At 60.1% G+C, this 24,982-nt stretch carries 23 protein-coding genes and 5 pseudogenes; 12 read left to right on the top strand and 16 right to left on the bottom strand.

Annotated elements, in window-relative coordinates; all coding sequences use genetic code 11:
* Window positions 1-15 precede the first annotated feature (15 nt).
* The gene (locus EG244_RS16880; protein WP_124966351.1) at window positions 16-345 is read right to left on the bottom strand and encodes a hypothetical protein; all 330 of its coding nucleotides are present in this window, start codon (window positions 343-345) and stop codon (window positions 16-18) included.
* 316 nt (window positions 346-661) lie between these two features.
* Between EG244_RS16880 and EG244_RS16875 the strand changes: the two genes are divergently transcribed.
* The 3 genes from EG244_RS16875 to EG244_RS16865 all read left to right on the top strand — a co-directional run bounded on the left by EG244_RS16875 (window position 662) and on the right by EG244_RS16865 (window position 3,313).
* Window positions 662-1,246, top strand: a complete 585-nt coding sequence (locus EG244_RS16875) for a hypothetical protein (protein WP_124966350.1) — start codon at window positions 662-664, stop codon at window positions 1,244-1,246.
* 132 nt (window positions 1,247-1,378) lie between these two features.
* Window positions 1,379-2,212: a hypothetical protein gene (locus EG244_RS16870; protein WP_124966349.1), complete on the top strand. Its 834-nt coding sequence runs from the start codon at window positions 1,379-1,381 to the stop codon at window positions 2,210-2,212.
* Window positions 2,213-2,989: 777 nt separating this feature from the next.
* Complete coding sequence (locus EG244_RS16865) at window positions 2,990-3,313, top strand: hypothetical protein (protein WP_124966348.1); 324 nt, start codon at window positions 2,990-2,992, stop codon at window positions 3,311-3,313.
* Between the two features lie 327 nt (window positions 3,314-3,640).
* Here EG244_RS16865 and EG244_RS16860 read toward each other — a convergent pair whose 3' ends face one another.
* The 4 genes from EG244_RS16860 to EG244_RS16850 all read right to left on the bottom strand — a co-directional run bounded on the left by EG244_RS16860 (window position 3,641) and on the right by EG244_RS16850 (window position 5,904).
* Entirely contained in the window at window positions 3,641-4,987 is a 1,347-nt protein-coding gene (locus EG244_RS16860; RefSeq protein ID WP_124966347.1) for an IS5 family transposase, read from the bottom strand.
* Between the two features lie 210 nt (window positions 4,988-5,197).
* Window positions 5,198-5,545 (bottom strand): IS66 family insertion sequence element accessory protein TnpB, encoded by a 348-nt coding sequence (gene tnpB, locus EG244_RS16855; protein WP_124966346.1) that lies wholly within the window; start codon window positions 5,543-5,545, stop codon window positions 5,198-5,200.
* The gene (locus EG244_RS20500) at window positions 5,542-5,703 is read right to left on the bottom strand and encodes a hypothetical protein (RefSeq protein ID WP_158617342.1); all 162 of its coding nucleotides are present in this window, start codon (window positions 5,701-5,703) and stop codon (window positions 5,542-5,544) included. The genes tnpB and EG244_RS20500 overlap by 4 nt, the downstream gene beginning before the upstream one ends.
* A gap of 48 nt (window positions 5,704-5,751) precedes the next feature.
* Window positions 5,752-5,904 (bottom strand): transposase, encoded by a 153-nt coding sequence (locus EG244_RS16850; RefSeq protein ID WP_124966345.1) that lies wholly within the window; start codon window positions 5,902-5,904, stop codon window positions 5,752-5,754.
* Between the two features lie 141 nt (window positions 5,905-6,045).
* Between EG244_RS16850 and EG244_RS16845 the strand changes: the two genes are divergently transcribed.
* The gene (locus EG244_RS16845) at window positions 6,046-6,675 is read left to right on the top strand and encodes a hypothetical protein (RefSeq protein ID WP_124966344.1); all 630 of its coding nucleotides are present in this window, start codon (window positions 6,046-6,048) and stop codon (window positions 6,673-6,675) included.
* 13 nt (window positions 6,676-6,688) lie between these two features.
* Here the strand turns inward: EG244_RS16845 and EG244_RS16840 are convergent, their stop codons facing one another.
* A complete protein-coding gene (locus tag EG244_RS16840; RefSeq protein WP_124966343.1) occupies window positions 6,689-6,934 on the bottom strand; it encodes a hypothetical protein in 246 nt (81 codons plus the stop codon).
* Between the two features lie 10 nt (window positions 6,935-6,944).
* A complete protein-coding gene (locus EG244_RS16835) occupies window positions 6,945-7,607 on the bottom strand; it encodes a hypothetical protein (protein WP_124966342.1) in 663 nt (220 codons plus the stop codon).
* Between the two features lie 97 nt (window positions 7,608-7,704).
* On the opposite strand from EG244_RS16835, the pseudogene EG244_RS16830 reads away from it, so the two are divergent.
* Window positions 7,705-7,983: pseudogene (locus EG244_RS16830) on the top strand (IS3 family transposase); the annotation flags it as partial.
* 78 nt (window positions 7,984-8,061) lie between these two features.
* Here the strand turns inward: EG244_RS16830 and EG244_RS16825 are convergent.
* The 8 genes and pseudogenes from EG244_RS16825 to EG244_RS16790 form a co-directional block, all read right to left on the bottom strand.
* Window positions 8,062-8,785, bottom strand: a pseudogene (locus EG244_RS16825) (IS5 family transposase).
* Between the two features lie 205 nt (window positions 8,786-8,990).
* A pseudogene (locus EG244_RS16820) lies at window positions 8,991-11,006 on the bottom strand (TonB-dependent receptor domain-containing protein).
* Window positions 11,007-12,101: 1,095 nt separating this feature from the next.
* Window positions 12,102-12,887, bottom strand: coding sequence for a 3-oxoadipate enol-lactonase (pcaD, locus tag EG244_RS16815; protein WP_124966340.1), 786 nt, complete (start codon window positions 12,885-12,887; stop codon window positions 12,102-12,104).
* Between the two features lie 11 nt (window positions 12,888-12,898).
* Window positions 12,899-13,798: a LysR family transcriptional regulator gene (locus tag EG244_RS16810; RefSeq protein ID WP_124966339.1), complete on the bottom strand. Its 900-nt coding sequence runs from the start codon at window positions 13,796-13,798 to the stop codon at window positions 12,899-12,901.
* 104 nt (window positions 13,799-13,902) lie between these two features.
* On the bottom strand, window positions 13,903-14,631 hold the full coding sequence (locus EG244_RS16805) for an SDR family NAD(P)-dependent oxidoreductase (RefSeq protein WP_124966338.1): 729 nt from the start codon (window positions 14,629-14,631) through the stop codon (window positions 13,903-13,905).
* On the bottom strand, window positions 14,628-14,918 hold the full coding sequence (gene catC, locus EG244_RS16800; RefSeq protein ID WP_124966337.1) for a muconolactone Delta-isomerase: 291 nt from the start codon (window positions 14,916-14,918) through the stop codon (window positions 14,628-14,630). Before catC ends, EG244_RS16805 begins: the two co-directional genes overlap by 4 nt.
* Window positions 14,919-15,224 (bottom strand): YciI family protein, encoded by a 306-nt coding sequence (locus EG244_RS16795; protein WP_124966336.1) that lies wholly within the window; start codon window positions 15,222-15,224, stop codon window positions 14,919-14,921.
* Window positions 15,225-15,227: 3 nt separating this feature from the next.
* The gene (locus EG244_RS16790) at window positions 15,228-16,550 is read right to left on the bottom strand and encodes a short-chain fatty acid transporter (RefSeq protein ID WP_124966335.1); all 1,323 of its coding nucleotides are present in this window, start codon (window positions 16,548-16,550) and stop codon (window positions 15,228-15,230) included.
* Between EG244_RS16790 and EG244_RS16785 the strand changes: the two genes are divergently transcribed.
* The 7 genes and pseudogenes from EG244_RS16785 (at window position 16,534) to istB (ending at window position 24,499) form a co-directional block, all read left to right on the top strand.
* The gene (locus EG244_RS16785) at window positions 16,534-17,553 is read left to right on the top strand and encodes a 3-hydroxyacyl-CoA dehydrogenase NAD-binding domain-containing protein (protein WP_267900297.1); all 1,020 of its coding nucleotides are present in this window, start codon (window positions 16,534-16,536) and stop codon (window positions 17,551-17,553) included. The genes EG244_RS16790 and EG244_RS16785 overlap by 17 nt on opposite strands.
* Window positions 17,553-18,566, top strand: coding sequence for a cyclase family protein (locus EG244_RS16780; protein WP_124966333.1), 1,014 nt, complete (start codon window positions 17,553-17,555; stop codon window positions 18,564-18,566). Before EG244_RS16785 ends, EG244_RS16780 begins: the two co-directional genes overlap by 1 nt.
* 155 nt (window positions 18,567-18,721) lie before the next feature.
* A pseudogene (locus tag EG244_RS16775) lies at window positions 18,722-19,734 on the top strand (IS5 family transposase).
* A 186-nt stretch (window positions 19,735-19,920) separates the two neighbouring features.
* Window positions 19,921-20,547, top strand: a complete 627-nt coding sequence (gene cobO / locus EG244_RS16770) for a cob(I)yrinic acid a,c-diamide adenosyltransferase (protein ID WP_124966332.1) — start codon at window positions 19,921-19,923, stop codon at window positions 20,545-20,547.
* Window positions 20,547-22,028 (top strand): cobyric acid synthase, encoded by a 1,482-nt coding sequence (locus tag EG244_RS16765; RefSeq protein WP_124966331.1) that lies wholly within the window; start codon window positions 20,547-20,549, stop codon window positions 22,026-22,028. The genes cobO and EG244_RS16765 overlap by 1 nt, the downstream gene beginning before the upstream one ends.
* Before the next feature lie 159 nt (window positions 22,029-22,187).
* On the top strand, window positions 22,188-23,765 hold the full coding sequence (gene istA / locus EG244_RS16760; RefSeq protein WP_233589048.1) for an IS21 family transposase: 1,578 nt from the start codon (window positions 22,188-22,190) through the stop codon (window positions 23,763-23,765).
* Between the two features lie 2 nt (window positions 23,766-23,767).
* Complete coding sequence (gene istB, locus EG244_RS16755) at window positions 23,768-24,499, top strand: IS21-like element helper ATPase IstB (protein ID WP_199738012.1); 732 nt, start codon at window positions 23,768-23,770, stop codon at window positions 24,497-24,499.
* A gap of 169 nt (window positions 24,500-24,668) precedes the next feature.
* On the opposite strand, the pseudogene EG244_RS16750 reads toward istB, so the two are convergent.
* Window positions 24,669-24,982 (bottom strand): annotated as a pseudogene (locus EG244_RS16750) (integrase core domain-containing protein); the annotation flags it as partial.

Below are 24,982 nucleotides of genomic sequence, written 5' to 3'. Positions count from 1 at the left end.
GCCAGAGCATAGCGCTCAGTCTTCGACCGGGAGGGTCGGCAGCTGGTGTTGCACGCGGCCGCCGGCTTCGAGCGGGACATGAGCGGTCGTGAAACCCATGTCCGACAGGAAGCTGACGAGACCGACGACGGTCTTGAACTCGCGGACCTTAAAATAGGCGCGGCTGGTGACGAGGAGCTTCTCAGCGCCATTGTCGGGTCCGACGGCACGGATGATCCAATTGCCGGTCCAGGTGTTGTGGCGTTTGCCTCCGGTCTCTTTGCAGACCACCTCGGCCCGATAGCCGAGAGCGAGGAGTTTACGCAGTCCGTCTTCGGTAACCACATTCGGGGCTTCTTCTGTCATGGGCTCCCCACCGATCCTTCATAGCTGAGGGGCCCGGGTGGGGTTCAATTCCACACGGGCAATACGTTACAACATTATCAACTACAAGCAGGTTATTTTAAGATAAACCATCCGCTCTGAGTCTGCCGTGTTGGATAGCGCACAATTCCCTTGGAAAGAAGGGCCAAGGCCCGCCGGAAACCACAACTAAGGGCCCCAAAACAGGCCCGAGGAAGGAAGTTATCCCCAGCTTCACGCCAAGGATGTGTGCTTGCGTCTCAAGATGTTGAAATGTATCGGCGCAGTTGAAATGACAAACTGCCTGTCTGGACGCATTATGAAACCCTTTTTGCTGGTGGCGGGCCTTGCCGCTGCCCTGCCATCTTCGGCTCTGGCGCAGAGCTATCCGATCGATTGTGCGATCCTGCTGTGCCTCGCCGGCGGCTGGCCGGCCTCGGAACCCTGCGCACGCGCAAAGGCGGAGTTTATCCGGCGGATCACTCCCTGGCCGGTGGAGCCGCCTTTGCAGCTCTGGCGCTGCCCGATGGGCGGATCGGCGGGGGTGGTTCCGGACACCCCTCTGCGCGAGCGGCTCTTCAAGGTCGCGACATCCACAGAGCCGGAGCGGGCGGACATCGATGTCTCGGGCAGTGGCTTTGACTTCATTCGCGATCTGAAGGTCTGGCAGATCGATTACCGGCAGTTCGAAAACCGCTCCGGCTGTAAACGAACCGACGACAGCCGGCTCGGGACTTACGGGCCGCAGGGAGAGTTCACCTGGGCGACAATCTCCGCGCGCAGCGCGCCGGCCAGTTCGGGTGTGCAGGTTCCGCGCCAGTGCCAATCCTATCGCTGGCGTGCGGTGCGGGTGGAATGGCGCGATCAGGCCGGCACGCCCGGGTTTGAAGAGGTGCGCTACTGACGCAGCGCTCTGATCCTCCGACCTCAGGCTGAGGGCTGGCCCCGCGCCGTCTGACGCCGCCTCCACCGAATGAACTGAATGACGCAGAGCTATCCGCTTTGCGAAGGGCCCCTAGTTGCCCGGAGATACCTCATGGATATGACCACCTGCAGCCTGTTGCGCCGGATCACTCAGACCGACCTGACCATGGCGGCACATAAGCTCGCGACCCTGATCCTCGACCGCATGGCCTGGAAAGAGGGGTATAACGGTCTGCCGAAAGGGGCGGCAGGCTTCACCATGGCGGAGCTCTCGGAGGCCATGGGCGTCTCGCGGCAATATCTCTATCAGCTCTTTGCTGAGCTGGAGGCGTCAGAGCTGAAGCTGTCTCGCGAGCGTGTGGGGGCGGGCGGTACGCTCTGGCTCTTCCGCTTTGGGATCATGTCAGAGACAGACGGCCCCGGGCCGACAACCAGAGGCGACAGGGCTCTTTATAAAGAAGAAACTAACAAAACATTCTTTACCGGGATGATTGAGATTGAGATTGAGGCGGAGAGCGGTGTGCAGGGCACCGGCAACTGGCTCGAACGGATCGCTGCAGTGAAGGAGAAACTGCCCTGCAAAGGCCTCGACAGCCGGCACATCTGGGAACGCTTCCTGGCCTTCAACCAGGCTCGTGGGCATCTGCGAGTCCCCGCGGGCTGGCTGTTGGGTTTTATGCGCAAATGGCGGGTGAGGCCTGAGGCGGCGCGCTCTGAGCCGGCTGAGAAGGTGCCTTCCTTGCCGTCAAGGCAGCTTGAACTGCAAAAGCTGATCGCGAAGGCCTCGGTGGCAAACCGCGGGTTTGTGGAGCGCGAGCTGCGGCAGGCCTGGGGCGATCAGGGCTATGAGCAGCGCGTGCGGGAAATGGCGGCACGGTTTGGGTGTGGGCTCTTCAGTGCGGCACTTGCTGTCCATGGCGCAGCAGGTGCGATGGCGGTTCCGTGAGCAAAGCTTTGGCTCATCCTTACGAATTAGTGCTTTGGCCCAGGGTTCTGGATAATCGCTCATGCAGTTTGATGTCTCGATCTTTTCGACGGATCCGAAGGACGCCTAATATGAAAAGATCGGTGCGGCAGGGCGGCGATTACGCGCGCCCTCTGAACGTCACAGAGACGGCGATGTGCAGTCCAGTCCAGTGCATCCGCGGATGACCGCAAGTTTTGCACGTGGAGCCCAAGTATGGTGACTGGATCTGAAATCCGGGCCTCGAACCTGAACGTGGCATTCCAGCTCTGATCCGCCAGATGTCGCTGCTGAACGAATAGCACAATCGTGTCGATCATGTCGGTTCTGGTGAGGCGCAAGTCCCGATCAGGAAATTGCCGCCGGATGTAGGCGTAGCGCCGGAACAGATCCTCCCGATCCGCTAGCGCCTCACTACGTCGGAATAGCAGGCCCGCTCAGAGATTGGGGCAGCAGCGCGCGTCAGAGAGTTGGACGGGCACGCTGGCAAGGCGCCAGGAGGGGACTAAGTGGTGGCGGAATGCCTGCATGTCCGCACAATCGCGGCCTCCCCATACCGTGGCGCTGGCACCAGGGAGGGCTTGCACGGGGTAACCCAGTCAGCTGGACGGTCAGCGCGTCATCGGAAGCAGCGCGCTTGCGCGCTCCTCCCGTTGATCAGGTTTCAGAACGCGTCTCTGGATGACTTAGGCACATTCGATTGACAGGCCTGATAGGTGGCATATTGGTATTTGAAGACAACCCAAGGGGAGTAGTCTGATGAAGTTCTCCACAGCGGTATTCGAGCAGGGCAGAGACCATGACAGTGATCTCAACGCGGTCTGGACGCACGCCCGGATCGTTCTTGAGAGCGACGCGCCCGGTGACACTTGTCCGTCAGTCCGTGCCGACATTCCTCGGGAGTTTCCTCCGACAGTGACTTTCGGAGAATGGCTGGAACAATTCCGGGGGCTCGCGGTGGCAGCACTTCGGGCAGTGGCAGACGGACTGGAGGCAGGTCAACGGCTGGATCTGCACAAGAGTTCGGTTCAGAACGAGCCGGCTTATCGGGAGCAGTCAGCACTGGCTGATCCCACGGATTGATTTTGGGCCTGCTAAAACGCATGGACGGCCGCGCGGGAGAGCTCGCTGTGCTAATCGCCTCGAATGTGATGTGCTCCTTTACCCGGTCGCTGCATTCGGTACGCCGACGGCGGCTCGTACTCCATGACCGACACCGATCACGGGTGGCCAAAATTCGAGCTTTGCAACAGCACCTCTTTTCTTGGTGAAGAATCTAAAACAGGTTAAGCAGACCAAAGATCCTGTTGCGTTGCAGTATGTGGCGAAGCTCTGCGTTAACGCCCTTCTCAGGATATCTCCTCTTCCTTTTCGGACAGACACTTCATGAGCTCACCCTGAACAAAGTGTTCAGCAAGCAATAGCTGCTTGGGAGCGTTGGTTTTCCATTCCCGCTGCAGCCCAAATAGCCGCCATGATATAGGCAAGCCAAAGCCTGAGGTGGGCGAGGATCTTGCGAATGTTGTGGCCACAGGCGCAAAGGGCCGCAAAGATGGCGTCTCCGGTGGCGCCTTTCAGGGGGCATCGGCCGAGGCGGCCATCGGTTTTCATATGGCCGATTTCAGGCTCGATGGCGCTGCGTCGGCGCAGATCGGCGATCAGCTTTGGTGTCAGGCCGCGCCGCGTACCGCTGATCAGGACGCGGGTTTTGGTCTCGCCGTGGCCACGGTAGCCACGATCGACCACCGCCAGTTCGGGGCGCTTATCGGTGAGGATTTCGACCTGCTCCAGCGCCTCGCGCAGGGTATGTCCGTCATAGGGATTTCCGGCGAAGCTGCGCATGCCGAGGACGAAGCCTTCATCGAGGCTGGTGGCAATGCTGACTTTGCAGCCGAACTCATAGCGCAGCCGTGCTTTGCCTTTGGCGATACAGTCCACTTCGGGCGCATGCAGGGCATAGATCCTGTTACCGCCCTTTGCGGGCTGATGCAGCAGCTGCGAGACCAGCGCGAGCCTGGCGGTGATCCTCTGGCGCAAAGTGCCCTCGGGGATGTCCTGCAGGTGACGACGCAGGTCCCGCATGACCCGACCCGTATACCCTTTGAGCCTCTTCAAGGCTTTACGCATGCGTTTGAACTGTTTGGCATGGGCATAGCGGCCCACTTGCAAGGTCAGACGTGGCGACAGCCGTGCATAGGATTGGCGCAGGTCAATCCCTGCCTCTTGCGCCAGGGCGACCAATTGGCTGCGGGCCCGATCGAGCAGCCGGGACTCGGTGGGATGGGCAATCGCCTTCTCCATCACCGTCGTATCAACGGCCACCCGCTTGAGGCTGCCTTGGTCGATCGCCCCTGCGATCTGCCCTGCGCGGATCGTTTGCGTCAGCAGCCACTCAACACCTTCCTCGCCGATCCGCTTCCGCCAGCGGGTCAAAGACGAGGGGTCAATCGGCGGACGGTGCTGGAAGAACACCTCGCCGGTAAAATGCTGGTAGTAGGGGTTCTCGACCCACCGGGCCACCACCGCCTCATCCGATAGCCGCCAGGCATGTTGCAGATAGAGCAATCCCGCCACCAGCCTCGGCGGCGTTGCGGGGCGGCCGCGGTGGGAGGGAAAGAAGCCGGACCATTCCCGCTCGAATACCTCCCACTCGATCATACCGGCCAGCTTCACCAGCTCATGGCGCGGATCGATCAGATCGACCAGGCGTGGCCGCAAAAGATCATCTTGTTCTTCAATGCGAGGACGGTACTTCATGGCCAGAACCGAAATTGCAGGGTTTCAAACGAGATTACCCGAAATCCTGCAACAGAAAGCGAGAAAAATTACAACAATTCTGCGTAAAATCAGACGGTTGAGAATTATTCAGACCGAACTCAGGAAGGATTTGGGCTGCATGCGACATGCCCCTTTAGAGAACGACCTTCGCAAAATCGTATAAAAACAACGGTATTCGGTAAAAAAACATCAACCGACGCGGGCCGGAGGGGCCCCCCGGTTCGGCCGCCGCCAGTCGATCCCCTCCCACAGCATTGCGAGTTGGGCGGCGGTCAGACGAACGGCGCCATCCCCGCGCATGGGCCATGGAAAGCGACCACGTTCCAGCACTTTGTCGTAAAGACAAAACCCCTGGCCATCCCAATAAAGCAGCCTGATCCGGTCCCCCCGGCGGTCCCGGAAAGCAAACACCGCGCCGCCGGATGACTTTTGCCCCGGAACGTCCTGAGCCAGAGCGGCAAGGCCGGCGATCCCTTTGCGCATATCCGTGACGCCGCTTGCCAGATAAACCCGGACACCTGTCCCCCGTCCAATCATGCGGCCTCCAAAACCTGGATCAGGCGCGCCGGAACAGCAGGCGAAATGCCCGGCGTGTAACGAAGCTGACGGCCGTTGCGCAACCCGATCCCGATCTGAAGCTCTGCGTCAGGGCCTGGCGCCTCGGAAGGCAGATCATCCCCGACAGGCACAAACATCGCTCCGCTCACGCGCGGCCAAAGGCCCTTGCGGCGCATCTCCTGGCGCTACTGGCAGATATGCTGACGGGTCACACCCGCTTCCCGGGCGACATCTGCCACCGTCCGGCCGCCCATGCCCACGCGCTCCAGGATCGTGAGCTTCTCGTCGTCCTGCCAGCGCCGACGGCGCTCAACTCCCAGAATATCAGAAGGCGGCATGGGCGGGCTCCATCTATACGACGACAATAACGACGTCAGTATTGTCGTCGTATAGATCTGAGACCCGTGTCAGAAGGCGGGAGCAACCGGACGGTTACGAAGACCTGCGGCTGAAGGCCGAAGAACAAAAAGGGCCGGATCATGGATGACAACAGGCTCCGCGACGTGCTCGCCGTCCTGGTCGAAGAGATCGGCGCGCTCAAGGTGGCAGCACAGGACAGTGCCGCCATCCAGACACAGCACAGCGCAGATATCCGCAATCTCGCCGCTGGGATCACCGCAACACGGCGAGCACTCGATCCCGAAGCCCTCGGCAAACATGTCGCCAAAAACATCGACGATTTCCTTGGCGATCAGGTTGAGCTCCTCGCCCGCGCCGTCAGGATCAACCATGACGCCGCACGGCAGGCCGCCGATCTCGCCGCGAAGCTGAAGGACGTAACCGCCGAGGCCGAGACCGCGAACCGGGGGCTGCGCAGCATCGCGACCCGCATTGAAGCCCATGCCGGACGGTCAAAATGGGACTTCGCCGTGCTCGCAGCAGGCATGGCCGTCGCCGCCCTGCTGGCAGGTGCCGGGGCCGTCTATTGGACCAAGCAAAGCCTCGGCAAGATCGGATTCCAGGATGCCGTCCAGCTGATCAAAAACGACCGCACCAGCTATTGGTGCGGTCGGGCAGGAAGTGCCAAACCCATACAGGACGCAACAGGCAAATACTTCTGCCCAGTCAGGATGGAAGGGTTTCAGGGCGGGGAAGAAGAAGGGGACTAAGAGGACGGGAAATTCAGGCTACATCATATTTTTTCAGAAGGTCTTGGCAGGAAAGCTTTCCAAGCTTTAATGCTTCAAACTCGTCAGAAGTAATACTGTAGCGGTCAACGCCTCCCCCGTGGCGCGCTGCAAGAAATTCAAAAATGAACTCTCCCCCTGTTTTCTCAACCTGCCAACCATCTCCCTTGACCAAAGAATCCGTAACGATGGTTTCGCGCTTGGGAGGGTAATAGGTTTTCCCAATCTCTAATTTGGGCATGACAGTTCTCCTAGAATTTAATTGGTGTGTACGGCACACCCGAAAAGTCCATAACAGCTTCAGGAACTCCGCCAGATGTGTATCCACCCGGAACCCATTGGCCATTTGCCCCACCTTCATTGCCAGACGGCACTCTCAAATTTCTCATATCTTGTGGCTTGATTTCCAAGGCAACAGTTTTCCCACTCGAAAGAGAGCCGCTGTCCAAACCAAGCCTCCGCTCTACAACACGCATGTTTCCCCCTGCTTCTCGAACCAGATAATCAAATTCTGATTTTGGCATAACAAAGCCGCCGCTTGGTGGTCCTGCTGTGCCGTATTTGGCTACATCATCTGCAGAAGTAACCCGTACAGCGCCACCGTCAAATTTACTCAAGTGGGCGTCAATTTCAGCTTTAGACATATAGGCTGACGGATCAGGGCGCTGACCTTTGCGGGTGCGGAGAATTTCGTCAATCTTACTTTGGCTTAATCCTCCCTTTGGGGCTATTTTTGATGATATAGCATTTATGGTAGATCCATTAATTATTCTTATCGGCGAAGCTTTCCCCTCTTCAGGATGCGCAAAAATGCAGACTATTGCGCGGATCGGACTCCGCGGCTCATCTTTTGTGGCGATCCTTATCCTCGCGGAGGTGCGGGGTACTGATGGATAGGCATCCGGGCTGGTCATCCGCTCCGTCAGGCCAGCGAGGTCAGTCCGATCGCATGCCGTGAAACGGCTGGACCTTGCGACATGAAAGCAGTCCATGTCTGTGCCCGTATCCCCTTACCGCTGGCAGGGCTGGCTGGACCATGTAAATGCAGCCGGGCTCACGCGGTCGATGTCACGCAAGGCGAGTTCACAGGATAATGCCGCCTGCGAAGGCGTCTTCGGCCGCCTCAAGACGGAGTTCTTTTCTTCGCGTGATTGGCGGGCTTTCTCAGTGGAGCAATTCATAGACGCCGTGGACGGCTACATCCGCTGGTATAACGAAACCCGCATCAAGATGTCGCTTAGTGGCCGAAGTCCGATCGAATATCGTGAAAGCCTCGGCCTTGCGACCTGAAAACAGTCCAGGTTTTTGTCCGCTCCCCCGGGTCAGTTCTGCGCGGAAAATCACAACATAGGCTTCCAGGGTCAGGATTCATAACCAGAACATAACCGTCGCTGCCAGAGTTATGGCGTTGAGGAATACTTTGGGGCATCTGTCGTATCGGGTAGCGACGCGCCTCCAATCCTTTAGTCGGCCAAACATCATCTCGATACGGCTGCGGCGGCGATAGCGGCGCCTATCATATTTGACCGGCTTTTCTCGTGAATTTCGCCCCGGTATGCAGGGCTCTATCCCCTTATTTTTAAGGGCCTACCGAAACCAATCAGCATCATATCCCCGATCTGCCAGCAGGAAATCCGCTTCGGGAAACGAGCTGAGCATAGCTGCAGCCCCGGTGTAATCGCTGACCTGACCCGCGCTGAGGAAGAAGCGCAACGGCTTGCCATCGCGATCGGTCAGGGCATGAAGCTTCGTGTTGAGGCCGCCTTTCGTGCGGCCGATCAGGCGCTCGCGCCCCCCTTTTTGAGCCGAAGGCTTGACGCGGTTCGATGAGCCTTCAGGTAATCGCATCGATCATCAAGGTGGACGGATCGGCATCGGCTTGCGCCAGACCCAACATCATACGCGCGAACACCCCCATATCTCCCCATCGCTTCCAGCGGTTATACAGGGTCTTCGCAGGCCCATATTCAGCAGGGGCGTCTCTCCATCGTAAGCCATTGCGATTTATGAAGATAATACCACTCAGGACGCGGCGATCATCGACGCGTGGCCGACCATGAGACTTCGGGAAGAATGGCTCAAGCCGTGCCATTTGTTCATCGCTGAGCTAGAACAGATCACTCATAAAACCGGCCTCCTACAGGAAGCCTGAATCATGAAATCATTGCACAATCAATGGGTCCTGGCCCTAAAACCCTTGGGCTTAGGGCGTTAAAACGGCACGGATCGTCATCCATCTGCCCGTACAGCCGTGACAAATGAACCAGCCCTGCATGCAGGGCTGGTTCTGTGGTGCGTCAGAACTTCAGGCTCGCTTTCAGCGTCATCGTGCGACCGGGTGCGTAGACCGGATCAAGACGATTGGTGCTGCCGATCCCGGAACGCTCAGAATAGCGCTGGTCGAAGAGGTTATCGACGCCGAGGCGGACAGCGAGGCCTTTGTGCGACGAAGGCGTCCACTCTGCACAGGCATTTACAACGTTATAGCCGTCCAGTGCGTTGTAGACCGTCGTGCCTTTTCTGGTCTCGTTCAGGCCGCCGGCCCAGCTGGCGCTGGCGCCGATGCTCATGTCCCAATCAGCAAGCTGGTGATCGATGTAAAGCGTCGCCTGTTTGCCCACCGGCGCGAAGAACTCACCTTTCGACGGCACCAGATCGATGCCCCCTTCGGTCACATCCGCTTTGGTGTAGCTTGCACCGATTTTCGTCGCACCGAAGTCATAGGCCGCATTCAGCGTGACGCCTTTAGAACGGAACTCCTCGGGTTTGTTGGTCAGGACAGTGGCCGATTTCACCGCGCCATAGTCAAACAGATTGCGCACGCGGGTGTCGAACTAAGTCACGCCGGCCTGCCAGCTGTCGCCGCCGAAGTTCGCGCCGATCTTATAATTCTTTGACTTGCCGGCCTGCAGATCGGGCGAGCTTTGGAAGCCTTTGACCCGCGCGTGCAGATAGCCGTAATCCCCGACCACATAGCCGAGCCAGGTGTCCGAGGCGCCTGCGAAGACCTCAACCGTGTCATTCAGGCGGTAAGCCAGCGTCGCATTCAGGCTGGTGCCGGTGTCTGAGAAACGCTTGCCGTTCCAGTCATCAAAGCGGTGGCGGTCAAGGCGCGCGCCCGTCGACAGGCTGATGCCATTTTCAAACTCAAAACGTCCCTGAGCGAACAGCCCGATCTGCTGGGTCGAGAAATCGCGATAGCGCGTGTAGTTGGATTGTGCTGCGGTTGCGTAGTTGTCGACCAAATAGTCGTGGCTGTTGAAGTCCAGACCGGCGGTGATGCGACCGTAACCCAGGTCGAACGTATTTTGCACCTTACCGCCGAATTGCTGCTCGCTGAAGGTCGCGTCGCCGGCAAAATCGGTTGAGTAGTTGTCGCGCCAATACTCAAAATCGCTCAGATAGAAGGAAACTTCAGGGTTCCAGAAGTCCGTGCTGTCCGTGGTGGTATAGGAAAGCTTCAGCGTATCGTTGCTGACCTTCAGCGAGTGCAATGTGCGGCTGCCGGGATTGCCGAGGTTGGGGCGTTGAAGACGATCGTCATTGTCACGGCTGCGCTGATAGCCCAGCTCAAAGCGGTGGCCTTCGGCTTCAAAACCAAATTTGGCCAATGCGTTACGGCCTGCAGCCTTGGTGCCTTGCGACACGGCACCGTTGCCGTCTTTGTAATCTTTGTCATTGGCGCCATTGACCATGACGAGCCAGTCAAGACCTTTGTGACGCCCGTAATTTGCAAAACTCAGCGCGGTGCCACGGCCGTTGCTCCCGTAGGAAAGTGCAACACGGCTGCCAATGTCTTTCCCGGCGTCCAACAGATCATGGGCATTGTCGGTTTCATAGCGCAGCGAGCCTGCCCCTGCGCCAAAACCGGCATCCGCAGCGGCGGCACCGGCCTCAACTTTGACCGCTTTCAGAAATGCCGGATCAACGACATTTGAGCCGGTATTGTGCCATGCGGTTGCGCCTTGCGGGACCCCATCCACGCTGGTGGCGAGCAGAGACTGCTCGATGCCCAGCACGCTCACCCGCTTGGCTGCCCCACCGCCGCCAGAGACTGAAACGCTCGATTCACGGCTGAAAAGATCAGAGACATCATCGGGTTTCAGACGGTCAAGATCGTCATCATTCACCTCAGTGCCGCCGGTGGCTTCGACATTATCCTGCCCGCCGGAGACCAGTTGAATGATGCTCAGGAGCGTCTCACCATCGCCTTCTGTCTGTTCTTGTGCCTGAAGCGCGGTTGACAGCGCCAGCACGGAGGCGCTGGTCAGCGCAAGCAGCCAAAGATTGGCACGGGGAGAGGGCAATGACATGATGATCCTGTCTGTGATACGCCCATAAGGGATTGAAGTCAGAGGGCTTCCTTCAATCCCTTATGATAGTTGAGTAAATTACACTGATAATATAACTTCCTCGATGCCATGCTCCATGAGAGGCTGTTTTGCCTGCGCGACATTTTTGTTTCGTCAGGCGTCAGCGCTCAGAGTTGGCGGGTTTGTGCAGCATCAGGGGTGCCCCAGTGACGGTGTTTCATTATCCAGGCAACTTCCGCGTGGGTATTCGTCATGAACAGATAATGAAGGACACCCGTTCACGACGGGTGATCGACGAAGATCGTATATTTCTGATGGTGCTGCTGAACGGCCACCAGCGGCTCGTCTATGATGAAAAGACCTACACCCTTTCGACCCTGTCGCCGGAAGAGTCCGGTCCGAAAGCGATCATACTTCACCTGCGGGCGGGTGAGGCCGTCGAGTATCTTGAAAGTTACGGCGCGCCTTTAAGCAAAATCAGCGTTTCTTTCGATGAGGACTGGCTGGCGCAGGCCGGCAGCATGATGGAGGAGCCGGCCAGCCCTGCGCTCCACCAAGTGGCGGTTGCAACCCTGCCGGATAAAATGATGCAAAAGGTCTGGACGCCAGACGCGCGCATGCGCGAAACGGCGCACACGATCTGTGAGCTTTACGCGGGATTTGCCGCGGGCGCGCAGTCGCGCAATGCGATGAACCTGCGGCTGATGTCCTGCGGGATCGATCTGGTGCGCGCGGCCCTGGCGCACGCGGGCATACTACGCGCCGCAGACTCACGCCCTCATCGCGGGCCGCGGCTGACGGCCTATATCGCGGGCAATCTGAACAAGGACGGCTGGGGGCCAGCATTCAGCAGGCTGCGCGTATCGCCGGCTTCTCCAGCACCTAAAACTTTGCGACCGCATTCAAACGCCGCTTTGATATCACGCCCGGCAACGCGCACGAGACGGTGCACAGATCGTGCGCCCGGAAGGGTGTGTCGTGACGGGCACCTGGCCCTGACACCACCTTCCAGACCTGCAGCGGATGCACCCCATGGCGTCCGGGCTCCCTCTGCCGCAGCAGGCAAGGGAGCCCAGGCGCCAAGCGCGTGGGGCGTCAGCTCCTGCTCAGATGCTCCATCAGCAGTGCGGCGAAGCGCTCGGGTTGCTCAACGCAGGGGAGATGGCCTGCGTCTGCGATTTCCACAAAGCGCGCGCCGGGGATCTGCTCTGCGGTTTCGCGCACAAGCGCAGGCTGGGTGGAGCTGTCCTGCGCGCCCGCCACAACCAGTGTTGGCAGCGAAATCCGCGCAAGATCGGCCCGGTAATCCGCATCACGGATGGCGGCACAGACGGCGGCATAGCCCTCAGCCGGGGTGCGCTCCAGCATGAGTTGCCACATGCTGAAATCAGCCGTCGTCTGATATTCCGGGGCGAACCAGCGTGCGAGGATCATATCTGATATGGCGGCGATCCCCTGGCGCATCACCGTTTCAATCCGCGGATTCCACACCTCTTCTGATCCGATCTTTGCCGCGGTGTCGGCCAGAACCAGATGGGTCATGGTGGTTTCGCGCCGCAGTGCCAGGCGTTGCATGATCAGCCCGCCGACCGACAGCCCGACGCCTGCAAAGGCCCCGATCCCGAGATGATCGAGCAGAAATTCGGCGTCGTCAGCCATGGTTTCAATCGTGAGCCCGGCCTGAAAGCGGCTCAGCCCGTGCCCGCGCTTGTCAAAACGCAGGATGCCCCACTGCGCCGGAAGCCGCGCCCCCACCCGGTCCCAGACCCGCACATCCGTACCAAGGGAGTTTGCAAACAGCAGCGTCGGGGCGCCAGCTTCAGCAGGGCGCCATCCGTAATGCAGGCCATCAACGGATGTGAAGTTCTCGGGGCGGGGCATTTAGAGTCCTTTTAAATCGGTGGCAGCGCGGCAGACACGCTGGCCAGAAACTGCTGAAGCGGTGGGCTTTCGTTATCGCGCCGCCAGACCAGCGCGATTTCCGCCGTCACGCTGACGTCTGACAGGGCGCGGCAGACAACGCCGGGGATTTTTACCCGGTGCAGAGACTCCGGCACCACCGCAACGCCAAGGCCGGCCGCGACCAGCGAAATGATTGAGGCAAACTGCGGCGAGCGGTGGACGATATTCGTCTTTATCCCCGCATGAGCGCAGGCCTGATCCATCGCTGCGGCGAAACCTGTGTTCGGGGGCAGATGGGTTGCGATGAAATCGGCGCCATCAAACTGTGCGAGGTCCAGCTTTTCCTCCCCCGCCAGAGGATGCGTTGTCGGCAGCGCAATCCAAAGCGCCTCGCGATGAATGACGCGGCTGTCGAGTTCGGGCGGGATGTTGGGATAGGGCAGGCGCACAATCCCGGCGTCGAGGTTGCCGGCCGCAACTTCGGGAAACTGGCGGTCCAGATCCATCAGGACCAGCTGCAGATCCAGCTGCGCGGCCTGGGTATGAAAATGCGACAGAATTTTCGTCAGAACGCCGTTATAGGCGACCGTGCCGATATAGCCAAGGCTGAGACGTCCCGTCAGGCCGCGGCCTGCACGCAGCGCGACCTCTTCTGCCTGGCGTGCATGGCGCAGGACCGCGCGGGCATCGGGCAACAGCAGCGCACCCGCTGCCGCCAGCTCAACCCGGCGTTTCGTGCGGTCAAACAACCGCGTCCCGACCAGCTCTTCCATCTGCTTGAGCGCCTGCGTGAGCTGCGGCTGCGAGACGCCAAGGCGTTGCGCCGCCCGCCCGAAGTGCAGCTCTTCGGCCAGGGTTGTCAGCAACTCGTAATGTTTCAGCGTCAGCACGTTAAATTCCTGTCAAAGGGCACGGTTAACCAGCACAATACCAACTGCGAAACGAAATCAAGAAACGTCCCCCGCAGGCCGCAGCATCCGCGGGGGACATCGGTTCAGTTCCCGGCAAGCCCCACGGTGACGCCGCCGCAGACAAACAGCGTCTGGCCGGTGACAAAGCTGCTGTCGGGCGCGCAGAAGAAGGCCACGGCATTGGCAATATCTTCCCCTGTGCCCATCCGCCCGACGGGCACGCGGGCCACGATCTGCCGGGTTAAAGGGGCATCGGGGGGATTGTTGGCCCAGAAGGCATCGGTGCCGATCGGGCCGGGCGCCACCGAGTTCACGGTGATGCCGTGCGGGGCCAGTTCCAGCGCCCAGGTGCGGGCCATAGACTGCGCCGCGCCCTTCGTCGCGCTGTAGAGGCTGCGCAATTCCTTGCCCAGCGTGACGCGGCTGGTGTTCATCACGATCCGGCCCGCGCCCCGCGCCTTCATGCCCGGCACCAGCGCCTGAGCCGCCAGGAGTGACGGGCGCAGGTTGATGGAGAACAGGCGGTCGAAATCGGCCAGATCCACGTCTTCGAGCGCAGCGGGTGCCACGATCCCGACGTTATTGACCAGGCAGCCGACCTCTTCTTCCGCTGCGATGCGGGCAAACACGTCCTGTGCCGCACCGGCATCCGACAGATCGACCTGAAAGGCACGATCCGCAGCGCCCGGTTCAGGCGTCAGAATGTCGGCCACGATCACCCGCAGACCGCTGGCTTTCAGCCGGGCGGTGATGGCCGCCCCGATCCCGCGCGCGCCACCTGTCACCAGGGCCGTGTTCAGCGCGCCGCTCATCTGTCGTCCTCGCGGATGGAGGAGGGATGGCGGCAAATCGGCGTGACGTCGATCTGCATATAGGGAAACAGCGGCAGCCCGGTCAGGACGTCATGCAGATGCTGGTTGTCGCGGCAATCGAAGATCGAGGTGTTCTTATAGGCCCCGGCATGACGCCAGATATGGCGCCAGATGCCGCTGCGCTGCAGTTCCTGCGCATAGTCTTTTTCGCGGGCCTTGATCTCTGCGGCCGTTTCTGCGGGCATATCGGCCGGGATCATGACCGTCATTTCAACCTGAAACAGCATTTATTCCTCCCCCAGGGTGTTCTGTCCGTCAAAAAAAGCTTTGCGCCAGCGGGTGATGAACACCCGTTCAAAAAGACCGCCCTCGTGGAACGGGTCGCGCGCAATGAACGCCTCGGCCTCGGCACGGCTCTCCACGTTGAGCAGATAAAGCCCGCCGCTGGCCGCGGTGCCGTCATCCGAGAGCTTGGCGCCGCAGGCCAGCAACAGCGAACGGTTGGCCTGCAGGTAGTCCAGATGTGCGGGGCGCAGCTGAAGGCGCAGATCTGCGCCCCCGGCTGTGTCAAAGGTTTCAATCATCCAGGGCATGGCTCAGAACACGAAGCCCCAGGCCAGTACGGTGGCGACGAAGATCGCGCCCGTGTAGAACAGCACCAGCACCATATAGCCCATGATATCGCTGAGCTTCAGCCCGGAGATCGCGAGCGCCGGCAGGAGCCAGAAGGGCTGCACCATATTGGTCCACTGGTCCCCCATCTGCACGGCAACGGCCGTCGCCGGGACAGAGGCGTTCAGCTGACGCGCCGCTTCCATCATAACGGGGCCCTGGATCACCCACTGACCGCCGCCCGAGGGCACGAAGACGTTGATCAGGCCGGCTGAGATAAAGGACCACAGCGGCAGGGTTTCTGCCGTTGAGAAGCTGGCGAACCAGTTGGCAAAGGTCACGACCAGTCCCGAGCCCGACAGGATGGCCAGAATGCCGGCATAGAAGGGGTACTGGATGATGATACCGCCGAGGATTTTCACACCGTCGTTCAGCGCGGCCAGGAAGCGGTTGGGCGTTACGAACAGCAAAACGCTGAGGAACAGGAAGACGGTGTTCACAAAGTTCAGCGTGATGCCGCCGCCATTCCAAAGATAGAGCACTGCATAGGCGAGGCCGAAGAGCCCCATGCCGACGCCAATGATGGCGCTGTTGTTCAACCGCTCCGACACGGTGGTCCGGCCGCTGTCCGCGACGCTGAAAACAGCCTGGGTGCCGGGATCAACCTCTTTGATGTCTTCGGCCCGCGTGGGGTGCAGCATCGCGTTGAAGAACGGCATGGTCACCAGGATCACCAGGGTGCAGACCAGCACGATCGGGGAGAAGATCGTCTCGCTCAGCGGCACCAGACCAATGGTGCCCTCAAGGAAGTGACCGGGGGTGTTGATCAGCAGCGGGATCGAGCCCGACAGGCCGATGCCATAAATCACAAAGCCGGAATAGCCGGCCGCGATCACCAGCGGATAATGCAGACCGCGCACTTTATGGCCGAGCTTCTGGGCGATCAGCGTGCCGATCACCAGGCCAAAGCCCCAGTTCATCCAGCTGGCCACACCTGCGATCAGCGTGGCGGCGATCACCGCGCCGCGCGGGGTCGTGACCGGCGCGATCAGCTTTTCCATCAGCCAGTCCACCAGCGGCGTGCGGGCCATCATGTAGCCGGCCAGCAGGATCACGGTCATCTGCATCGTAAATGCGAGCAGATTCCAGAAACCGTCCCCCCAGAACATCGTCGCCGCGATCAGCCCGGTGCCCTGGCTGAGCATGGCGAACAGCACCGTCAGCGCCGTCAGCAAAATCGCAACGACAAGAGGGTCCGGCAAATAACGGCTCATAATCCGCGTAAAGAAATTGGCGAGTGAGTTCATCCGTCCCTCCTCCAGGGCGAGTTCAATCTTATGTGTTGTTCTTATCAATCGTCTTCATTTATATTGTCAACTTATAACGTGGGGGAGGATTCACATGCGACGGTACGTCGTTTTGTTGGGCGCGGGCGTGATGGGGCAGGGGCTTGCACGGCATTTCCACCGGGCAGGGTTTCAGGTAGCGGTGGTGGATCCGAACGCAGAAGCTCTTGAAAAACTGCAAAAATCCCTGCCGGAGCTGACGATCGCACAGGATCTGGCAGCACTGTCAGCGAACTGGGCTTCAGCGGATCTGGTGATCGAGGCGGTGCCGGAAATTCTGTCTCTCAAGACGGAGCTGCTGGCGCGGGCGGAGGCCTTTTTCTCCGCGCAGGTGCTGATCGCGTCGAACACATCGGGGCTCACGACCGCCGATCTGTGCCGCAACATGCGCCATCCGGAGCGCCTTGCGATCGCGCATTTCTTCAATCCCGCCGATGTGATTCCGGTGGTTGAACTGGTGGCTTCGGCACAGATGCCGCGCGAACGGCTGGAGCAGCTGACAGAGCTTTTGCGCGGTTCGGGCAAAGAGCCTGCGGTTTTGCACCGGGAGGTGCCCGGGTTTGTCGCCAACCGCATTCAGCACGCCATGATGCGCGAATGTTTGCATCTGCTCGATCAGGGGGTCGCGGATGCAGAGACAATCGACAGCATCGTGCGCTGGTCTCTGGGGGTGCGGCTGGCCTTTACAGGTCCCTTCGGCCAGCGTGATCTGAACGGGCTGGACACCCATCTGAACATCGCAGGCTACCTCTATCCCGATCTCAGCGCCGCACAGACGCCCTCTGCCACCTTGCAGGCGAAGGTGGCGGAAGGGGCGCTTGGCCGAAAATCCGGCGCTGGATTTTACGCATGGGATCAGGCAACCCAAGCACGGGCGCAGGCCGCAGAAGCGGCACTGGATGCTTTGATTCTTCAGGAAAGTCAGGGCGCTTCCAGCGCCGCACAGCAGGGGGGACAGAACTGATGCCGCAATGGACACAGGCGCCGGAAGGCTCAAACTGGGGGCGTTTTGGCGCCGATGATGAGCTGGGCACGCTGAACTACATCGGCCCCGCAGAGCGGCAGGCCGCCGCCGCTGAGATCCGCGAAGGACTGGCCTTCTGCCTGTCATTGCCGCTGGATGTGCCGGGAACGGTGAGCATTCACCCCCGCCGCAAAGCGCCGATGCTGCAGCCGACCTGTCTGGGCGATACGCCCTACATCAACTATCCGCTGAGCAATGTGGAAGCAGGATTGCAGGATGTGCTGAGCGACGATCAGGTTCTGATGTCGCTGCAATATTCAACGCAGTGGGATGCGCTGGCGCATGTCGGGGCGCAGTTCGATGCCGATGGCGACGGCGAAGCGGAATCGGTTTACTACAACGGCTTTCGCGCGGGAAAAGATGTGGTCGGTGGTGGCTGTGCGGGTGCCCATGGCTCCTACGCGCACCGTTTGTCGGTCGCCCGCCTTGCCGAAAGCTGTGTGCAGGGGCGGGGCGTCCTGGTGGATCTGCTGCGCCATTTCGGCCCCGGCCGCAGCATCATCGGCCTGACGGATCTGCAGCAGGCGATGAAGGCGCAAAATGTCAGTTTGCGTCCCGGTGACATCCTGATGCTGCGCACAGGCTATGCCGAAGCGCTGCTGGATATGCAGACCGCCCCCGACCCGGCGCGTCTGGATCAGACGGGTGCGGTTCTTGACGGGACAGATACCGCTCTGCTCACCTGGCTCGGAGAGATGCAGATTGCCGCGATCGCAGCGGACAACTATGCGGTCGAAAATCCGCATAATGCCGCCGGCAGCTGCTGTTATCGCCTGCCTTTGCACAATCACTGCCTGTTTCGTCTTGGAATGCCGCTGGCAGAGCTGTGGTATCTGCGTGATCTGGCGCAGGCCCTGGAAGCCCGCGGGCGCAACGCGGTGTTCCTGACAGCGCCCCCGCTGCGTTTGCCAGGCGCGGTAGGCTCTCCGGTCAGCCCCGTCGCAACCATCTGAAGATTAACCCGTCGCAATGGGCGGCGCCGATCCCTCGGGGCCCCCGTCGCGCGCCTCTGACATGCAGCGCCCCCGAACGGCACAGATGGGCTTTGTTGCACTATCCATCCGACCTGCGGATTCATATTTGTGAGTCAGGGGTTTAAGGTAGACATATGAGCAAGCCTGTCCCGCATTTCCGCACGACGAACTGGTCCAGCTACAGCCAGTCTCTGAAGCGCCGCGGTTCTCTGATGGTGTGGTTTGACCCGAAGATGTCCTGGTTCGCGACCCCGAACGGCAAACCGGGTCATCCTGAGAGGTTTTCGGCGGCTGCCATCCAATTCTGCCTCTCGCTCAAGGTGCTGTTCGGGCTGCCGCTGCGGCAAACGACAGGGTTTGTAGAGAGCCTTCTGAGCCTGTCCGGGCTCGATTGGCCGACGCCGGATTATACGACGCTCTGCCGCAGGCAGAAGCACCTGAAGGTGCAGATCCCGTATCGTGCGGCGTCCGGTCCGCTGCATCTGTTGGTGGACAGCACAGGAATCAAGCTCTCGGGCGAAGGCGAGTGGTCAATCGCCTGGAAAACAGTCCCCCGGACTGTTTTCTGGCCCGGCTCATATTCGCAGGCATGGGGCCAGCCGTCGCAGGCAATGGCGCAAGGTTCACATCGCGATTGATGCTGAAACACTTGAAGTTCGCGCGGTGGAGACGACCAGAAACCGCATCGGGGATGCGCCCGTTCTGCCGGACCTGCTGGCGCAGATCCCGGCTGAAGAGGCGCTCGGTCGTGTCACCGCCGACGGTATCTATGACACTAAAGGCTCTCATACCGCCATCGCGGCCCGAGGTGCCGATGCCATCATACCACCACGACGAAATGCCAGAGCCTGGAAGGGCGACGACCCCGGCCTGCAGGCCCGCAACGAAGCGCTACGTGCATGCAAACGGTTCGGACGGGCCAACTGGAAGAAATGGTCCGGATATCACCGACGAAGTCGCGTGGAGGCCAGGATGAGATGCGTCAAACTCCTCGGTGAGCGCATCATGGCCAGAGACTTCGACAGGCAGGCTGCAGAGGTCCAGATCCGCATCCTTCGCGGTCTCTCTCGAACCGATGACGTTCGACCGCTCAGTCATGAACCGCTTTACATCTCTCGGCACGCCCGAGACCGTCCGCATGCGCTGAAGGTGTCTGGGAAAGGGACAATTCCGACCTCATCCCTAATAGCGCAACAAAGCCCGGTCGCGGGGGCGGCTGCGGCGTTCTGATCCGAAAATCAGCTCTCGCATTCCCTCTTAGCCTGCCATCGGCAGGAACCAACGATGCGTCAGGCAAGCCATGAGAAGGCCTGTTTTGTCAAGGGAATGTGTGATGACGGATGATCTGCCCGCCGCAGAGGACCTGAGCCGCCACGCCGATAAAAAGGCGAAAATCAAAGCCGCGCGGGACCGGATGATGGCTGAGAAAACCGGCGAGAAAGGCCTGATCCTGGTGCTGACCGGCCCCGGAAAGGGCAAGCCTTCTTCAGCTTTTGGCATGGTGATGCGGGCGATTTCGCATGGTATGCCGGTTGCTGTGGTGCAGTTCATCAAAGGTGCCATGGCCACCGGCGAGCGCGATTTTCTGCTGCAGCATTTTCCGGATCTCTGCCGGTTTCATACCATGGGAGAGGGCTTCACCTGGGAAACTCAGGACCTCGCCCGCGATATCGCGGCCGCCCGTCGTGGCTGGGAGATGGCGCAGGAGATGATCCTTGATCCGGTGAACCGTCTGGTGCTTCTGGATGAGATCAACATCGCGCTGCGCTATGATTATCTGGATGTGGCCGAGGTGGTCAGCTTCCTGCGCGATCACAAACCGCCGATGACCCATGTGCTGTTAACCGGCCGCAATGCAAAGCCCGAAGTGATTGAGCTGGCCGATCTGGTCACCGAAATGACGGTGGTAAAGCACCCATTCCGCGCGGGAGTTAAGGCGCAGGCCGGGATCGAATTCTGATGGCTGCGCTGATGATCCAGGGCACCGGCTCAAATGTTGGCAAATCGCTGCTGGTGGCAGGGATCTGCCGGGCCGCAAAGCTGCGCGGCCTTTCGGTGCGGCCCTTTAAGCCGCAGAATATGTCCAACAATGCTGCGGTGACGGAAGATGGTGGCGAGATCGGCCGCGCCCAGGCGCTGCAGGCCCTGGCCTGTGGGGTGGCGCCTCATACCGATATGAATCCGGTGTTGTTGAAGCCGGAAACCGATGTCGGATCGCAGGTGATTGTGCAGGGGCGACGACTGGCCACGGTGAAAGCGCGTGATTATGCGCGGTTGAAGCCGCAGCTGTTGGCCCCGGTGCTGGAGAGTTTCACTCGGCTTAAATCCCAGTGTGATCTGGTCATCGTCGAAGGCGCGGGCAGCCCGGCCGAGGTCAATCTGCGCGCCAATGACATTGCCAATATGGGCTTTGCCGCCGCCGCGGATGTGCCGGTGGTGCTGGTGGGCGATATCGACCGGGGCGGGGTGATTGCACAGCTGGTCGGCAGCCAGGTGGTGATGGATGCGCAGGACAGCGCGCGCATCCGCGGCTTTATCGTCAACCGCTTTCGCGGCGATCCGAGCCTCTTTGATGACGGCTATCGCCTGATCGCGGACCACACCGGTTGGCAGGGCCTGGGGGTTGTGCCCTGGTTTGCCCGTGCTGCTCTGCTCCCGGCTGAGGATGCGCTGGATCTGCGTGCCTTTGGCACTGGCAATGTGAAAGTTGCTTGCCTTGCACTGTCGCGGATTGCCAATTTTGATGATCTGGACCCGTTGAAGATGGACCCCTCGGTTCGGCTGGAAATGGTCCGGCCCGGGCAACCCATTCCGGGGGATGCCGATCTGGTGATCCTGCCGGGGACGAAATCGACCCGCGGCGATCTGGCATTCTTGCGCGCGCAGGGGTGGGATATTGATCTGCAGGCGCATCACCGGCGGGCCGGGCGGATCCTGGGGATATGCGGCGGCTATCAGATGCTTGGCAAAAGCATCCATGACCCGGAGGGGTTGGAAGGTGCGCCAGGGCGTACGGAGGGCCTGGGGTATCTCGACGTGGAAACCATCATGTCGCCGGACAAGCGCCTTGCGCGCGTATCCGCGCTGCACGAAACCACGGGGCTGAGGGTCGAGGGCTATGAGATCCATCTGGGCCGCACCACCGGCCCCGATTGCGCCCGCCCTTTTGCCAGGGTTGACGGCTTACCCGAAGGGGCCCGTTCGGCCGATGGAAGGGTACAGGGCAGTTATCTTCACGGGCTTTTTACCGCCGATGTTTTCCGTGCCGCATGGCTCTCGGACTTCGGCGCGGGGATCCCGGGCTATTCTTATCAGGACACTGTTGAGAACGTGCTTGATGAACTGGCCGCGCATCTGGAAACTCATCTTGATATGAACGCACTTTTGCAGATGGCGGAGCGGGGTATATCAAAGACTGAGTTGCCCGCACGCCTGCGATGAGCATCAGTTCGGCTGTGGGCCACGCGGCTCGACAGAGGCGCATGGCTGTTGAATCTCACTCGGATCTGAGCCGGAGATGCGCATAATTATCATTGAGAAGTGAGCCATGTGAACCTTCCCCCAACGCGATCAGTGGCGGGGGGTGACGGAGTGATCCACATGGGACTTTTAAACATCATCCGACGAATGCACTTACGACAGAAGCTGTCGATCCGCGAGATTTCGCGGCTGACTGGCGTGTCACGTAATACGGTGACGAAGCATTTGGCGGCGAACACCATCGAGCCAAAATTCTCCACACCGGAGCGGCCCGGCAAGATTGATCCCTATGCGGATAAGCTGGCTGGTTGGTTGAAGACCGAAGCCGGGAAGTCTCGTAAGCAGCGGCGCACAGTTAAGCAGTTACATGCTGATCTTGTGGAGCTTGGCTACACCGGTTCCTATCCTCGTGTGGCAGCCTTTGCGCGACGATGGAAGGCAGATCGGCAGCGCGAACAACAGACAACGGGGCGCGGGACTTTTGTGCCCCTGCATTTTGCGCCGGGCGATGCTTTCCGGTTTGACCGGAGCGAGGACGTGGCGGTTCCGGGTGGCGAGCGCACGAAGTTGCAGATGGCGCATATCAAGCTGGCGCACAGCCGCGCTTTTTTACTTCGGGCTTACCCATTGCAGACCCATGAGATGCTGTTTGATGCGCATTGGCACGGCTTCCGTGTTTTTGGCGGCATCCCTGCTCGGGGTATCTGCGACAACATGAAGACGGCAGTGGATCGTGTTGGCCCTGGCAAGGAGCGACAGATCAACATGCGCTTCCTCGCGATGGCGAACCACTATGTTTATGAGCCCGAGTTCTGTAATCCTGCCGCTGGGTGGGAGAAGGGGCAAGTCAAGAAGAACGTTCGGGATTCCCGCCACCAGATATTGCAAAGAATGCCGGACTTTCCGGATCTCGTCGCGCTGAATGCCTTTCTTGAAGAGCGTTGCCTCGCGCTGTCGCGGGAGACCCTGCATGGCAAACTTCCTGGCACCTTCGCTGATGTCTGGGCTGAGGAACAAGCCGAGCTGATGCCACTGCCAGTCGCATTTGACGGCTTCATTGAGCTAAGCAAGCGTGTCTCGCCCACCTGCCTGATCAGCTTTGAGCGTAATCGCTACTCTGTTCCCGCCTCCTTTGCCAATCGACCGGTCAGCCTGCGGATCTATCCGGATCGTTTGGTTGTGGCGGCTGAGGGTAGCATCCTGTGCGAACATGCGCGCGTGATCCAACGCAGTCACCATCTGCCTCCGAAGACGATCTATAATTGGCAGCACTATCTGATGGTCCTTCAGCGCAAGCCAGGCGCTTTGCGGAATGGCGCACCCTTTTTGGATTTACCGCCAGCGTTCAGACAGTTGCAGGATCACATGCTTCGCAGGCCCGGTGGTGATCGTGAGATGGTCGACATCCTTGCGCTTGTGCTTCACCACGATGAGCAGGCCGTGTTGGCCGCGGTGGAACTGGCGTTGACCGAGGGTGTGCCGACCAAAACCCATGTGCTGAACCTGCTGCACCGCCTGATCGACGGCAAGGTGGTCGGCGGGCCGCCACTGGACACACCGCAAGCACTGGTCTTGCACCGCGAGCCAAAGGCCAATGTCGAACGCTATGACGGTCTGCGCAGCCAGCTCACGAGGCAGGACGTTATGCGTCATGATCCAGCTGCTGGGGCAATCGTCATCATGGCTCGCACAGTCTGAAGATGTATGGCATGGCCCAGGCCGTAACCGATCTGATCGAGCAGGGAGCGCCGGCTTTTGAAGCTGCGATCCCGATGCTCTCGCAATTGCTGAAAGCCGAATTGGCCGAACGCGAAGTGCGCTCGATCGCCTGTCACATGAAGTCCGCGCGCTTCCCGGCCTGCAAGGACCTCGCAGGCTTCGACTTTGCCGCCAGCGAGGTCAATGAGGCCACTGTCCGCACCCTGCACCGCTGCGAGTTCATGGATGGCGCACAGAACCTGGTCCTGATTGGCGGCCCCGGAACCGGCAAGACCCACGTTGCTACTGCGCTTGGAAGCCAAGCCATCGAACATCACCGCAGAAAGGTCCGCTTCTTCTCCACCATTGAACTGGTCAATGCGCTCGAACAGGAAAAGGCCAGGGGCAAGGCTGGACAGATCGCGGAAGGCATGACCAGGCTTGACCTCGTGATCCTTGACGAGTTGGGGTACCTCCCATTCAGCACGTCGGGCGGGGCGCTGCTGCTCCACCTACTGAGCAAGCTCTACGAACGAACCAGCGTGGCGATTACCACCAATCTCAGCTTCAGCGAATGGGCCACCGTCTTCGGCGATGCCAAGATGACTACAGCCTTGCTCGACCGTCTCACACTCCGCTGTCACATCCTGGAAACCGGAAACGACAGCTTCCGCTTCAAGGCAAGCCCGCGGAAGCTGCCGCCAGAAAAAAGAAGGAGACAAACCCGTCCTTGACCCCAGCATGAGCCGAAATCCATAATCAGAGGTGGCTCACTTCTCGGTGAAAAAGCCGGCTCAGATCCGGGTGAGTTTCAACACCAGACCTGACTGATGAACGGGATGACAAGTTTGGTCCAGCCGTCTCTGAACCGCGCCGGGTTTGCCGGAGGCTGATTAGGGTTAGTTATGCGGCCATGGCTTCAGTTTCCAGAGCTGCATAGAAGTTTGCCTCTGCCTCGGCGGGTGGGATGTTCCCGATTGGCCCGAGCAGGTCGAGCCGGTGAACGCCACCGGTTCAAGAGAACCGGCGAGGGGTTGTTGAACCAGTCGACCCATTCCAGCGTGGCGTATTCGACGGCTTCAAAGTTCCGCCACGGACCACGCCTGTGAATGACCTCTGCCTTGAACAGACCGTTGATCGTCTCGGCCAGGGCGTTGTCACAGCTGTCACCGACGCTGCCGACAGAGGGCTCGATCCCGGCCTCTGCCAGCCGTTCA

The organism is Falsigemmobacter faecalis (assembly GCF_003863335.1).
Taxonomy (GTDB): domain Bacteria; phylum Pseudomonadota; class Alphaproteobacteria; order Rhodobacterales; family Rhodobacteraceae; genus Wagnerdoeblera; species Wagnerdoeblera faecalis.
This window is presented reverse-complemented; position numbering and strand designations above follow the sequence as displayed.